The sequence below is a fragment of the Flavivirga aquatica genome, from assembly GCF_001747085.1.
Lineage (GTDB): Bacteria > Bacteroidota > Bacteroidia > Flavobacteriales > Flavobacteriaceae > Algibacter_C > Algibacter_C aquatica.
The window spans coordinates 156,702-169,243 of the sequence record NZ_MDJD01000054.1; the positions used below are offsets into that span (position 1 = coordinate 156,702).

A 12,542-nucleotide genomic window follows, 5' to 3' on the forward strand; every position below is an offset into this window, starting at 1 on the left:
TACTGATCTAACTTTAGACACGTGATTTATTAAGATTCACTTATTGAACTCATCTTGACATTTTCTATTTCCTAAAAAATGTCTAAAATGAGTTCATTGTTAACGAACATTTTTTTTCGATAAAAGCATAAAAAATAATTAAACAGGAAATCTTCGACCATAAAAATATTCTCATCAAAAGTATGCGGAAATTTCTACACTAACAACATTTTTGTTTTTTATAAATCTCTAAAACCACAAAAAACAGCTATAATATAAAGTATTATTAAACATAGAGTTATTAAACAAACTACTATATAGATTATATGCATATTTAAAGGAAATTATTAACAAATCATAAAAGAAAAACAAAGCAACATTACAATTCCTTTTTAAAAACCGCTTTTTTTTTGATATTGCCAGAAAATGAACGTGATGTATAAAAAAGATTGTCCTTTTCAGACAGCCTCTTATTTACTAGACTGTCTCGTCCTGAAATAGCGTTACACTAAATCTTCAAGTGTAATGAAAACAAGCTATGTAAAGCGTACTCAAAAAGACTATACAATGTCTTTTCAAGCTGGGAATTGTATCGGAAATCGAGCGAGGTTTACTTACCCGTTCTCAGGCAATGTCTAAGTATGGTATTCAAAGTGACTCAACCATCACCAGATGGTTAAAAAAATATGGTAACTTTGATTGGAGCAACCAAAGTTTTAAATCAATGGCTAAGAGTCCCCAACAACGAATTATTGAGTTAGAAGAAAAATCAAGCTTTTAGAAAAACAAAAAGCACGAGCAGTTTGAAGTTTTTTTTATATTCAATAAATTAAGAACAGATAACTTATATTATTTCGGATATGAAATACCTCATTCAATTATCTTTTTTACTATTTCTTCTCTATAAAATTTAAACATCTTCAAGACACTCTCTATTCATTTTAAATTCATTTAAAAGTAATTATTAACTTACACATCTAAGAAGACATTGTTTACGTATATAGTTACTAAACTCATATAAATTAATAATCATGAAAAAAAGTTTACTTTTTGAAATTTCATTTCAAAAAATTGTAGTAATGTTAGCTATAATTTTTACATCAAGTATTAGTGCCAAGAATATTTATGTTTCTAAGACTGGTAATGATACAAACCCGGGAACAATTGATAAACCCTATAAAACTATTACAAAAGCTTCTTCGGTTGCCAGGCCTGGAGATATTGTTGTTATAGGTCAAGGAACATATGAAGAAACAATTAGACCCGTTCGATCTGGAACACCAGGACAACCCATTACATATACCGCTAAACAAGGCGAGAAAGTAATTATTTCTGCTATGCAAGCATTAAGCGGTTGGACTTCTGATGGAGATGGAAGATGGAAAACAAAGGTCAATTGGGATCTTGGTCAACGTAATTTTGTAATGAGAGGCAAAACGGTACTTGATTTAGCTAGATGGCCTAATAATACCGATGGCGATCGTTTTACTCTAAATTCTTTAAGAAATGATGACGGAAGTCAGGATCAAGTATCTGTGAATGCCTTTTTAACCGATAGAGAAATTCCAAATTGGAATTGGTCTAACGGAGGATCAATTATGTTTTATGGAGATCGACCTGGGTCAGGATGGACAACTTGGAGAGCATGGATTAAAAGACAATCTTCTGGAAGAGTTGTTTTTGATGCGATTAAAGATCAAAGCTGGATCATAGGTTCTCACCCACCTGGCGATAAAGGAGATTACTTCTTAGAAGGGATCAAAGAAGCATTAGATTATAAGAATGAATGGTATTTTAATCCAAAAACTAAAACACTTTTTGTTAAGCTTCCAAAAAATGCTGAGCCAAAAAATGGAGAAGTGCAAATGGCAAGAAGATCAGTTACTGCAGATCTTCAAAACCTTAATTATATTCATCTGCAAAATATTGCACTTTTTGGTGGAAACATTCTTATCAAAGGAATAGGTAATAAGTTAAATGGAATAACCTCTTTGTATGGAAGTATGACAAGAGGTATTACCCCTAAGTTTAACTCGGGGATTAATGCAGTCGATATCAAAAGTGGTTCTAGAAATACCGTTATAGAAAATTCTGAAATTGCATTTGGTGATGCTACTGGTGTATGGGATGCGGGTACCTCTTCTATTATTAGAAATAACTACATTCATGATTTTAATTTTTTAGGATCCTATGATGCTCCAATCATGGCTCGAGGAGGTGTTAATACTAAGATAATACGTAACAATATCTCACGAGGTGGAAGAGACGCTATCCAAATTATCAATAAGAATTCTGAAGTAGCATATAATGATGTGTCTTATAGTAATCTTATAGCGGACGATTGTGCGTTAATTTACACCATCAACAAAGGGCTTAATATGGATATCCATCACAATTGGTTTCATGATGCAAAGGGAAGAGGAAAACTAAAAAAAGCCGCTGGAATCTATTTAGATAATGATGCAGAGAATGTTCGTGTATATAGAAATGTTGTTTGGAATGTAGAATGGACGAATGTTCAAATTAATTGGAATGGAAAAGATATTGATATTTTTAATAATACTTTGGTAAAAGCTCAAGGAGGAACAATGGGTGCTTGGCATAAGAAAGGTACTAAATTTACCAATGTAAAAGTATGGAATAATATTACTGATAGAAATGCAACCGATCAAGGTGGGAATCAAGAAACAGAAGGAACTTGGGAACCACAATCTAATAAACAAAATAACTTGGTAGATAACAAATCTTTTGTGAATCATACTAATAATAATTACAAATTAAAACCAGGAAGTAAAGCAGTTGATTTTGGTAGAGTCATAAATAGATATACAGATAATTATGTTGGGAAATCTCCAGATGTTGGCGCTTATGAAATAGGCGATAATTGGGTACCTGGGCCTAATTGGGATATTGCTCAAGGCCCTACAGGTCAAGGTTGTTATGGTTTGCCTGGGGAATCTTGTGGTACTAATGCTAAGGACAATGTAGAGTTTGTAAATGTACCAACGACATTGCCTGTAGCAGATTCTTATACAGTTGATGTTACTTATGAAGCTTCTATAAATAGAGAACTTGTTGTAGAATTTTGGTCCGCAACAGGTTGGATAGCGAGTAGTGCTGTTCAGACCGTTTCTGCTGGTAAAGAAACAAAATCTATAACTATCCAATTACCAAAACCTGTTAAACCAGGTAAAGGATATGTTTTTAAAACCCATATACGACCAGTAGGAGGAACTTGGCAACAGGCATTAAAATGGACACAATTGAATGATATCACTGTCGAAGCAGTTCCTCAATTCAAAGATGAGATTTCTTTTAAAGAGCCAAAAACAACATTAGTTTCAGCAGATTCTTATGTTTTAGATATAGCTTATGAAGCTTCTATAAATAGAGAACTTGTTGTAGAATTTTGGTCATCTTCAGGTTGGGTGGCACAACAAAAAGAAGTAGTTTCTGCTGGTAAAGGAGTAAAATCTATTACTGTTCAATTACCAAAACCTGCTCAATCAGGCATAGGGTATATTTTTAAAACCCATATACGACCATTGGGTGCAAATTGGACACAAGCAATTGATAGAGATCAGGTCAATAATGTGACCATAATTGGTGGAGGAAAGAAAGAAGAAAAGAAAAAAGATATGTTATTTAATATAGATAATCTAAGAATATCTTCAAATCCCGTTAAGGAAAAGTTTACAATTCATAATTTGACAAAACCAGTATTGATACAGGTGTCGAATTTAAAAGGGCAAAAAGTACTTTCAAAAGTTATCGATAAATATAATAGTATAGACGTGTCTAGTTATAAACAAGGTATTTACTTTATATCAATTAATAATTCTCCTTTTACTAAATTTTTAAAACAATAAGAGTAATAAAAAAAAGGCCGCTTATACTATCAGAGGCTACTGAAAAAGTCACGAACTTAAATAAAAGCGGTAAGTATTTTAGATACTTGCCGTTTTTTGTATTTTGTATTCATGATAGTTCAACAGGAATCTCTTCGGTTAAGCGAGTACAGTTCTTTATATGATTTAATCGTTCCAAGTACCAACTTGTTAAGACGTATCAATGATTTAATAGATTTTAATTTTATCTATGACGAACTAGCATCTAAGTATTCACAAACTCTAGGCAGAAAAGCAGAAAGTCCCATACGTTTATTTAAATACTTGCTACTAAAAGTAATTTATACCATTTCAGATGTAGATGTAGTTGAGCGTTCACGCTATGACATGTCCTTCAAATACTTTTTAGAGATGTTACCAGAAGAAGATGTTATTGCCCCAAGTACTTTAACTAAGTTTCGTAGGCAACGTTTAAAGGACACCAATTTGCTGGATATGCTTATCAATAGAACAGTTAGCATTGCTGTTGAACAAGGCATCATAAAATCCAGATCAATTATTGTAGATGCTACCAAAGAAGCAATAAGCATTATTTGAGCCAAAATAGAGAGTATAAAAGTGCAAATTGAATCATAAAAAGCTTAAAATCAAAAAGAGATTTCACAAAATTAATTCGTGAAATCTCTTATAATGAAGTTCGCGTTTTCAAAATACGATTACTTTTTCAGTAGCCTCATACTATCAAAGCGGCTTTTTTTTATTTGTTTAGGTAGAGTTCTCTTTTTACAAGAAAGACTTTCTCTTTTTGTTGATTAACCCGAATAATTCATTAAAAGTAAAAAAAATCTGAGTGTAAAATATTATATTTAAGTGACCAACAACAAATATTTCACTTTTAAAAACTACCCAGATTTGAATACTAAAAATACATTATTTTATCGAGGAAATCAATCAGTTTCAGTTGATTTTTAAGCCACAGAAATGAGTTTAGATGGTTCTTTAATTCTTCTTGAAAAATTAGAACGAGAACACAAACTATTAGCTCATTTTGGTAAATTATTACCAGGTGATCGTAACCCGAACTATATTACTTATAGTTGAGAAGATCAACTCAAGCAACGTGTATTTATATTAATGCTAGGTTATTAAGATGCCAATGACGTGATTCATTTGAAGAATGACCCCTTGTTTAAAGATGTCCTTCAAGGTGATTTAGCATCTCAACCGACAATCTCACATTTCGAAAATAATCTTGATACAGCCTCCATTTTCAAACTATCTTAAGCATCGATTAATCATTATGTTTCAAGTATAAAAGGACGTAATAAAGTTATTATAGATATTGACACTACATTATGGAACCCAAACAATTATCAATGTTTAATAGGTATTATGGTAAATTTATGCTTAATGAATTGTTTTTCCATAATGGCAAAACTGGACAAATAATTTCACCAGTTTTACGTCCTAGTAATAGCCATTCCAACCGATGGTACGTAGGAATATTAAGAAGAATTGTTCGTAAAATAAGAGCAACTTATCCAGATTTAGAAATCATTATCCGCACAGATAGTGGGTTTAGCTGTACCCTTTTTACAAATTAGTAGATCATTACAATTTGCTATTTGTCATAGGTCAAGTCAGTAATGCCGTGCTAAAAAGAAAAGTTGAACATCTCTATGTAGCTTAAATATAAAACATCAACACTTTATAAGCTTTACTTATCAAGACAAATCATGGCACAGCCCGCAACAAGCCTATACAAAAATTGAAAGTACAGATAAAGGACTAAATGTTCGTCGTTTTATTAGTAATATAAAAGAGCAAGAAGCCCGTGAAATCTACTTTGATTTTTATGTAAAACGCTAAGAAGCAAGCGAGAACAAAATTAAGGAAGTGAAAATACATGTGTTTTTCAAGTAGATTATCAAATCATGTTTTTTTTGGCTAATTTTTTCAGGCTATTTCTAAGTAACTTAGCTTACAAAATGTTTTTACTACTCAAAAAAAGTATAAAAAAGACTAGATTTACAAAAGCAAAAAAAAATGGCAAATAAGCATGATAAGATCCCAGTTGTTAAAAATTGGAGCAACACTTAAAATTACTAAAAAACGAATTTACTATCAATTGTCAAAAGCATTTGTAAATCAAGATTTGTTTAGAGAGATAATAACACAGTAAAGGTTTTAAAATGTGAATTTTAAAACCTTGGGATACTTATGTCTTGGTGTGAAAAATCGACCATTTTTTTAATTTATTGAACATATATATAGAACCAGTCATTCAAAAAAATCGTATAAATCTCTAAATAGAAAACAATAATTAAAGGGTAAACACAAATATTCGATTATTAAACTCAATAGTATACTATGAATAATGCGGGTTAAGCTAAAAAAACAATACCTCTAACTATAAAAAATGTCTTGGACAAAGAATCGAATAGTACTGTACTACACTTTAAATTTTTACGTTTTAAGGTGCCTTTAAATTTTTTAAAAAACACCCTCAAAACGTAATACCCAAATAACATACCTAAAGTTGATACCAAAGCTATTATGAGGTATTGATTTGTTCATAAAGTTTTTATTCTATGGTTCGTACTTTAAATTTAATATTTGTTGTACTACCTTAACTTGAAAGGCGGCAATATACTTGCTTTTAGGTTCGGCATTTAACAAAATTAGAGAATATCCTAATTTGGACAAACGACAGTCCAAAAAAGAAGTTCCATTTTTCGACGAAATAACCGCTTGAAAATGTTTTTTGGCATCAAGCCTTGATTTCTAAGCCGCTAGTATTGCCTTCTTAACGGCTAACTTTATATCCTCGGAACGAACATCATTTGCTAATAAATCCCTAGCTAAATGTATCATCTCTTTCTGGTAAACTTTATTTAAAAAATTCTGTACGGCATCGCTTTGTGCATAATGCTTCTGAAAAATTATCATTTCCATCTTTCAAACTTTTTAACTATACTGGTTTATAATATTATGTAATTGTTGTTTGCTATGTACTCCCGATTGTTTCCAAAGTAACTTTCCATCTTTGAACAGGACTATTGTTGGTACACTTCGAATTTGATATTGTTGTGATAATTTTGGATTTTTATCAATATCTATTTTGATAATCCTCACCTTACTACCTGTTTCTTTTGCCACCTCATTGATAATAGAACCTTGCGCTTTGCATGGGCCACACCATTCTGCATGAAAATCTACCAACACAGGTTTTTCACAATTAATTATATTTTTAAAACTTCCTTTCATTTTAGTTTAATTTTTTTGTGTTTCCCGTATGCCATTAAGTTTTTTAAATAACGCTTCTTCCTCTACGCTTAAATTTTTGGGCAGGTTTACCTGAATTTTAACCATTAAATCTCCGTGAAATTTTGTGCCATACACTGGCATTCCCTTTCCTTTTAAGCGCAAGGTTTTTCCATTATCTGTACCTTTTGGTACCGTCATTTTTACTGAACCTGTTAACGTTGGAATTTCTATTTTGCCTCCCAAAATAGCTATGTACAAGTCTATAGTCTTGGTCACCCACATGTCGTTGCCCTTTCGTTCAAATCTTGGGTCTGGTTGTATTCGAAGACTGATGTACAAATCTCCCTTAGCACCACCATTGACTCCTGGTTGCCCTTTCCCTTTTATTTTTAACTTCAGACCATCGTAAGCACCGGGTTTGATAATTATCCTTAGTTTTTGACCATTAAGTTCAAAGGTGCGTTTACTTCCCTTATAGGCTTCTAAAAGCGTAACGGGCAATTCAGCCTCTATATCGCCTCCAGTAAACCCTCTTGAGCTACGTTTTTTACCGCCGCCAAAACCGCCTGACCCTCTACCTCCAAAGAACTGCTCAAAGAAACTGGAAAAGCCACTACCGTTATCACCGAAAAACTCAGATGGATCCCCTTCATAATAGTAAGTGTTTTGTCCACTGGGTTGCTGCTGTGCATACTGTCTCCAATCACCACCTGCCTGTTCATAGGCTTTCCAGTTGGCTCCTAAGCTATCGTATTTTTCTCTTTTCTCAGGGTCGCTGAGTACTTCGTTGGCTTCATTGACTTCTTTAAATTTTTCTTCAGCAGACTTATCACCCTTGGTTTTATCTGGGTGATATTTGGCTGCTAATTTTCGATAGGCTTTTTTTATGTCTTTTGGTGTTGAGCTTTTGTCAACACCAAGTATTCTGTAATAATCTTTATATTCCATTTTTATAAACTTATTTAACTATTTATGGATGTATTTGGTGTTGTATTTTTTCTTTTTAGCTTAAAAACCGACTTTTAAAACTTAACCTTAATAAGTTCATTGCTTCATGAAGCAGTCCATCAACTTTTTCAACCTGCATTCGTTTTATATGTGCAATTTTTTTTGCATCAAACCCTCTTAAGGTATGTAAATCAAATACACTTTGAGTTGTCGTCGGTAATTTTCTCAATACCATCTGCATATGAGAATTTATACGCTCTTTGGACAATTCTTTTTCGAATTTAGCAGTGAGTTCCTTTTCATTATCCTCGATAAAAATATCTTTTAACTCATAATTATTTTTTCTTAAATTAATGTCATCCAACTCGTCAAGCGTTAGTAAATCACCGTCGCCATCTGTACTGAATTCCTCTTCCATAGCATCCCATTCTTGTTTAGAATACTCATCTATATCTTTAAAGAAAAAATCATCAAATTCTTCATCCACAAGGGCGTCTTGAATCAAGATGTCGATTACCTTGAAGAGCCAAATATGAAAATCATCCTGATTATCTAGCTCATCTATGTGGTCATACACATAAATATACAGGTCGTTTACAAAATCATCTACACCATACCCTTGCTGTTTTAACAGCTCTTTTTTTGAAGCTGTTTCCATACTATTTATGATGTGTTGCTTTGCAGCAGGCAATAGTTCCATAAATTTATCTTTAAAAGCATCTTGCTTATTCTCTTTTTTTAGGTTTTTTAAAACCACAAAAAACTCTTGTATTTGAATGTGATATGTATTTTTCATAATTCTTTATTTTAATCTAATACAATAATTACGTATCTTAGTTTTTTACTCATATTTCAAAAAAAGTACCAATCTCTTTCCCATAACCTCGTAATAAATCAAGTCTTTGTAAACGACCAATTCTTGGAAAAAATGACATACTAAAATGCGTCATTATGTCATTTATTAATTAAACAAAACTGCCATAATGACAAAAAACAATAAACTAGAGTAGTGGATTTTGACTGAAATTAATTAAAAAGGCTTTTTTTTCATTTTGGCATTTCATTTGCCTAGAGCTATTTCGAAATCAATCAAGATTTCAAAAAATGATTTAATGTTTAATTTTTAAATTTTTGTAATTATGAGCACATTAGTTAATGTCACTAAAAATGGAGGTTTATCAAATGTTAATTCAAGTTTAAACTTCCCAACTTGGTCAAGATGGATAGATGATATCTTCAATGCAGATCTACCATCAGTATTTACTTCAAACTTTAATACTGGTATTACCTTGCCAAAAGTAAACATCAAGGAAACAGCTGATGCTTTCGTGGTGGATATGGCAGTACCTGGTCTTAAGAAATCAGATTTTCACTTAGACCTTGACAATCAAATGTTGTCTATCTCTACAGAGATGAAAGAAGAAAACGAACACAAAGAAGAAAACTATACTCGCAGAGAGTTTGGTTATTCTTCGTTTAAAAGAACTTTCACTTTACCTGAGAGTGTAGATGATGGTAAGATTGATGCGAGCTACAAAGATGGTATTCTTAGCATTCATTTACCTAAGAAAGAAGAGGCTAAACAAAAGCCTGCTAGAACCATCAAGATTTCGTAATTGGTTGGTTAGTTTTTTTGATTGATTGAAGTTGGGGCTGAAACCCCAGCCCCTTCTTAATCAATATGTCAAACCCTTAATTTTTTTGAAAAATGAAAGTTTTTGGAAAAGAGATTGGTAAGGCAATTAAATTCCCTCCGTTTATTGACCAGTTTGTGAGTAAACTATTGCCTAATCATAATAATAAAGAAATGGTAACTGTTCCTTATGCCAATATTAGTGATGAGGACAAAGCATTTGAACTTTCCATTGCCTTATCTGGTATGGATAAAGAAGACGTTCAAATGGAGATTTGGGGTAATTATTTAACCATAAGAGCAAAATCCCAAGCACAAAAAGAAAAAAAAGAAAAAAATTGGATTAGAACAGAATTTGTTAACCACTCTTTTTATAGAGCTTTTGAGTTACCAGTAAACGCTGATACAGAAAAAGTAGTAGCACAAATGAAAAATGGACGACTCGATATTAAAATGGGTAAAAAAAATACCCTGAAAGCGCAAAGAACAATTACTGTAAACTAAAGTATTATTTATAACATGTTTAACCTTTAAATAATTTTATAAAATGAAAACACTAAAGTATTTATTTTCAAGCATGTTGACAGTACTACTTGTTGCTTGTAATACAAATGATACTGCCAAAAAAATAAATAAAAAGTCTACTAAAATATCGAAAGAAGCTATTATAAAGCCAGTAAAAAATTATCTAGAAAAAGCAGACTTCAAAGAAAATATAGATAAAGAGATAAATGAATTAATAACCTTAGCAAATGATGACTTAATGGTTGATGCTACAAAAGTCATAGAAGCGACTAAAGAAGCCCGCAAAGCAATTGCCGATAATAACTTTGCTGATGCAAAAGCATATATAGAACTAGGCATAGGTAAAGCAGAAACTTTGACTGCATTAAACCCAAAATTAACATTAACGCCTTTAGATTTTAGTATAGAAACAAATGATTTGGTTACTGATATATCTGCTATCAAAACGATATCCAAAGCTGCAGAAGAAGCTTTGGAAGACCGTAAAATACAAGTAGCTAGAGAATATTGCTGCAAGGCTTGAAAAGTGAGCTAAAAACAAAGGAATATAGATTACCAATAGGTACATATCCTGATGCACTAAAAGCGGCACTTGTACTTACTAAAGAGGAAAAATATCAAGAGGCTGGTATATTGCTTAATGCCACTTTAAATACAATTGTGACCGAAGAAAAAATTGTACCCTTACCTATTCTTCGTGCCGAACGTATGCTTGAAGAAGTGGAAACATTGGTAAACTAAGATGATTTCAAAAAAGAAGATGTAAAATTATTATTAGAAAATGCCGATTATGAAATCAACTTTGCCGAAACCCTTGGTTATGGTAAAAAAATAAAGAGTATAAAGAGTTGTATAGTGCTATTAAAGACGTGAAAAAACAAATGATGGACAACTCCAACACCAATGAAAAAGGGCTTATTAAGCGTTTGAGAGCAAAGTTAAAAACGTTGAAGGAGAAAATATCATAACACTTGGTATTTGATTTTGGTTTCATGGAATGATGCGAGTAGCAGCTCTATTTCACTACTCACATCATTAAAAAAAATAATTTAATATCAATTCGTTATGGCTAAGAAATTTATACCAGGAGATTGGGTAAAAATAAAAAGAAATGATGTTAGACCAAAAATGGAAGTTCTAAAATACATTTCAAAAAAAGAACCAATTTTTGGTTTTGTGAACAATGATACTTATCTGGAATGTGTGTGGTACAAGAATGGTGAGCGCAGGTCTGAAGTGTTTCATCAAGATAGATTGATAAAACAAGTAGAAAAAGCCAAAAACACGTAAGTGGTTTGCGTAAAGAATGTTTTTGGCGAGATATATAAAGTCTAAATTTTATAGAAAGAGAATAATTAAAAATTAAAAACAATGAAAAAGACTCTTTTACTTTTAATGCTGGGGCTATTGAGCATAAGCTGTAATAGTCAAAAAAATGAGACCAAAAAGGACAATACTGAAGAAAAGCAAGAGAAAATTGCAGAAGCACCAAAAGGCTCTTGGAAGGTAGATAAAGAATTTGACGAGGAAGGAAACCTCATTAGATACGACAGTATTTATTCTTGGTCTTCGGATAAAAAATGGAATAACTTGACGTCTTTTGACAAGGATAGTTTATTAAAATCCTTTAAGTCAACATTTCATAATCACTTTTCTCATTTTGAAGATAAGGGATTTGACGATGTCTTTGCCCAAGACTCTCTTTTTAGCAGGCGATTTTTTACTGATGATTTTTTCAAAAGTGATTTTGGCAAAGACTTTATGGATATTAATTGGATGAGAAAACAAATGGTAGCAAGACAGAAGGAGTTTTTAGAAAAATATCATTCCGATTTTGTAGGCAAGGAAAAGGACAGTCTGCAATAAGTAAGAAATTAAGCAAAGTTTAACCATAAAACATATAGTTATGAAAAATTTGATTTTGGCCATCTTATTTTTAATTGGCATTACGCAGAGCAATTCTCAGGAAAACAAATACTTACCAAAGCAAAAAATTCAGGTTGGTGTTATAATGAAAATTGGGCATCCTGAAGCAAGAATATATAATTATATAGATTTTCCCCGCTCCAACTTTATTATTAAGAGAGGTGGCATAATCGATTACAAAAGAATTCCGGGAACTAAGGTCGTTATAGTTGGGGTCGAAGATAAAAAAAATGGCACTCGGCTAGTACGAATTAAAAGGGCTGATGGCGGAAGGTTTTTTGGAAGCCATCCTTCTGTTATAGCAAACTTAGAGAAGGCCTTATCATCTGGGGAGCTCCAAATAATCTAGCTGTAAGCTCTCAATAAACTAAAAATAGTAATAACAAAATAGAATATAGATTCATTTAATAAAAAGT

13 protein-coding genes and 1 pseudogene are annotated in these 12,542 nt (G+C 32.0%); 11 read left to right on the forward strand and 3 right to left on the reverse strand.

The features are described 5' to 3' along the window. The first annotated feature begins 565 nt into the window (after nt 1–565). From A8C32_RS21520 to A8C32_RS15085, 4 genes and pseudogenes are all read left to right on the forward strand, one after another. Nucleotides 566–760 carry a helix-turn-helix domain-containing protein gene (locus A8C32_RS21520; protein WP_432416499.1) on the forward strand — a complete coding sequence of 65 codons (195 nt, stop codon included), beginning with the start codon at nt 566–568 and terminating at the stop codon, nt 758–760. Nucleotides 761–1,010: 250 nt separating this feature from the next. Beyond that, a complete protein-coding gene (locus A8C32_RS15075; RefSeq protein WP_069831247.1) occupies nt 1,011–3,848 on the forward strand; it encodes a right-handed parallel beta-helix repeat-containing protein in 2,838 nt (945 codons plus the stop codon). A gap of 111 nt (nt 3,849–3,959) precedes the next feature. After that, nucleotides 3,960–4,400: pseudogene (locus A8C32_RS15080) on the forward strand (transposase); the annotation flags it as partial. 782 nt (nt 4,401–5,182) lie between these two features. After that, nucleotides 5,183–5,431: a transposase gene (locus A8C32_RS15085; RefSeq protein ID WP_069831249.1), complete on the forward strand. Its 249-nt coding sequence runs from the start codon at nt 5,183–5,185 to the stop codon at nt 5,429–5,431. 1,363 nt (nt 5,432–6,794) lie between these two features. Here the strand turns inward: A8C32_RS15085 and trxA are convergent. The 3 genes from trxA to A8C32_RS15100 are packed head-to-tail and all read right to left on the reverse strand — an operon-like array spanning nt 6,795 to nt 8,838. Beyond that, nucleotides 6,795–7,094: a thioredoxin gene (gene trxA / locus A8C32_RS15090; protein WP_069831250.1), complete on the reverse strand. Its 300-nt coding sequence runs from the start codon at nt 7,092–7,094 to the stop codon at nt 6,795–6,797. Nucleotides 7,095–7,100: 6 nt separating this feature from the next. Then, a complete protein-coding gene (locus A8C32_RS15095; RefSeq protein WP_069831251.1) occupies nt 7,101–8,042 on the reverse strand; it encodes a DnaJ C-terminal domain-containing protein in 942 nt (313 codons plus the stop codon). Between the two features lie 55 nt (nt 8,043–8,097). Further along, complete coding sequence (locus A8C32_RS15100; protein WP_069831252.1) at nt 8,098–8,838, reverse strand: sigma-70 RNA polymerase sigma factor region 4 domain-containing protein; 741 nt, start codon at nt 8,836–8,838, stop codon at nt 8,098–8,100. Between the two features lie 343 nt (nt 8,839–9,181). Here A8C32_RS15100 and A8C32_RS15105 point away from each other — a divergent pair, with 343 nt between their 5' ends. The 7 genes from A8C32_RS15105 to A8C32_RS15135 all read left to right on the forward strand — a co-directional run bounded on the left by A8C32_RS15105 (nt 9,182) and on the right by A8C32_RS15135 (nt 12,475). Then, nucleotides 9,182–9,658, forward strand: coding sequence for an Hsp20/alpha crystallin family protein (locus A8C32_RS15105; protein WP_069831253.1), 477 nt, complete (start codon nt 9,182–9,184; stop codon nt 9,656–9,658). 92 nt (nt 9,659–9,750) lie between these two features. Continuing rightward, nucleotides 9,751–10,179, forward strand: coding sequence for an Hsp20/alpha crystallin family protein (locus A8C32_RS15110; protein WP_069831254.1), 429 nt, complete (start codon nt 9,751–9,753; stop codon nt 10,177–10,179). Between the two features lie 43 nt (nt 10,180–10,222). Next, entirely contained in the window at nt 10,223–10,723 is a 501-nt protein-coding gene (locus A8C32_RS21285; protein WP_083253375.1) for a YfdX family protein, read from the forward strand. Beyond that, nucleotides 10,720–10,941, forward strand: coding sequence for a YfdX family protein (locus tag A8C32_RS21290; RefSeq protein ID WP_069831256.1), 222 nt, complete (start codon nt 10,720–10,722; stop codon nt 10,939–10,941). Before A8C32_RS21285 ends, A8C32_RS21290 begins: the two co-directional genes overlap by 4 nt. A gap of 324 nt (nt 10,942–11,265) precedes the next feature. Next, complete coding sequence (locus A8C32_RS15125) at nt 11,266–11,490, forward strand: YodC family protein (protein WP_069831257.1); 225 nt, start codon at nt 11,266–11,268, stop codon at nt 11,488–11,490. An 81-nt stretch (nt 11,491–11,571) separates the two neighbouring features. After that, nucleotides 11,572–12,066 carry a hypothetical protein gene (locus A8C32_RS15130; RefSeq protein ID WP_069831258.1) on the forward strand — a complete coding sequence of 165 codons (495 nt, stop codon included), beginning with the start codon at nt 11,572–11,574 and terminating at the stop codon, nt 12,064–12,066. Nucleotides 12,067–12,106: 40 nt separating this feature from the next. Then, complete coding sequence (locus A8C32_RS15135; RefSeq protein ID WP_069831259.1) at nt 12,107–12,475, forward strand: hypothetical protein; 369 nt, start codon at nt 12,107–12,109, stop codon at nt 12,473–12,475. Nucleotides 12,476–12,542 lie beyond the last annotated feature (67 nt).

Excerpts from the sequence above, each read along its gene's own strand:
- A8C32_RS15075 (WP_069831247.1), top strand. The coding sequence starts at position 1,011 with ATGAAAAAAAGTTTACTTTTTGAAATTTCATTTCAAAAAATTGTAGTA.
- A8C32_RS15085 (WP_069831249.1), top strand. The coding sequence starts at position 5,183 with ATGGAACCCAAACAATTATCAATGTTTAATAGGTATTATGGTAAATTT.
- trxA (WP_069831250.1), bottom strand. The coding sequence starts at position 7,094 with ATGAAAGGAAGTTTTAAAAATATAATTAATTGTGAAAAACCTGTGTTG.
- A8C32_RS15095 (WP_069831251.1), bottom strand. The coding sequence starts at position 8,042 with ATGGAATATAAAGATTATTACAGAATACTTGGTGTTGACAAAAGCTCA.
- A8C32_RS15100 (WP_069831252.1), bottom strand. The coding sequence starts at position 8,838 with ATGAAAAATACATATCACATTCAAATACAAGAGTTTTTTGTGGTTTTA.
- A8C32_RS15105 (WP_069831253.1), top strand. The coding sequence starts at position 9,182 with ATGAGCACATTAGTTAATGTCACTAAAAATGGAGGTTTATCAAATGTT.
- A8C32_RS15110 (WP_069831254.1), top strand. The coding sequence starts at position 9,751 with ATGAAAGTTTTTGGAAAAGAGATTGGTAAGGCAATTAAATTCCCTCCG.
- A8C32_RS21285 (WP_083253375.1), top strand. The coding sequence starts at position 10,223 with ATGAAAACACTAAAGTATTTATTTTCAAGCATGTTGACAGTACTACTT.
- A8C32_RS15125 (WP_069831257.1), top strand. The coding sequence starts at position 11,266 with ATGGCTAAGAAATTTATACCAGGAGATTGGGTAAAAATAAAAAGAAAT.
- A8C32_RS15130 (WP_069831258.1), top strand. The coding sequence starts at position 11,572 with ATGAAAAAGACTCTTTTACTTTTAATGCTGGGGCTATTGAGCATAAGC.
- A8C32_RS15135 (WP_069831259.1), top strand. The coding sequence starts at position 12,107 with ATGAAAAATTTGATTTTGGCCATCTTATTTTTAATTGGCATTACGCAG.